This window comes from Helicobacter apodemus (assembly GCF_000765745.2).
Classification (GTDB): domain Bacteria; phylum Campylobacterota; class Campylobacteria; order Campylobacterales; family Helicobacteraceae; genus Helicobacter_D; species Helicobacter_D apodemus.
Genome location: NZ_JRPC02000105.1, coordinates 1 through 715 on the forward strand (window position 1 = coordinate 1; position 715 = coordinate 715).

Here is a 715-nt window from a genome sequence, read left to right on the forward strand (position 1 = left end):
TTTAGGAACTTTTAAAAATACTGGAACCATAGAAGCTGTTGGTAATGCAGTGAATGTATATATTAATAAATCTACTCTTACAGATTTTAGTAATAGTGGAATTATTAAGAGTGAGGGGAATAGAGGAATAGTGATTAATATTTTAGGGGGGAGTAGTATAGAGACTTTTAAGAATAGTGGGACGATAGAGGGGAAATTCAGAATCTTAAGAGTAAGTGGTGCCATCATTAAAACTCTCATCAATGAAGGAACTATGCAAGGTTCAACAAATAGGTATCCAACTATAGATTTACAAGGAGGAACCATTGAAACTATGATTAATACTGGAACTATAAAAGGGGATTTTGGTATGAGTGTAGTTGGTGGTGGTAAATTTGGAAAACTCATTATGCAAGATGGAGCTGTAGTGTATGGTAATCGGAATGGTATTAATATTGATAAAAACCAAACTCTAGGAGAACTTGAAATTAGTGGAGCTAATACTAAGATTAGTGGGGGTGAAAGTGGTATTATATTACACCCAGGAGCAACTACTCAAAAAATTACCATTAAAGATGGAGCTAGAATAGAGGGAAAAACTTTTTATGGAATCAGTGTTAGAGATAACGCTAACCTCAGTGGAGATATTCTTATCTCAGGTGAAGGCTCTATGATAATAGGTAGAAATGCTGGTATTGGTAATAATAATGGAAAAATAACAGGTAATCTTACTATT

Annotated in this window: 1 pseudogene; it reads left to right on the plus strand. The window is 33.7% G+C overall.

What is annotated here, in order from left to right:
• Positions 1–715, plus strand: a pseudogene (locus LS72_RS11140) (hypothetical protein); the annotation flags it as partial.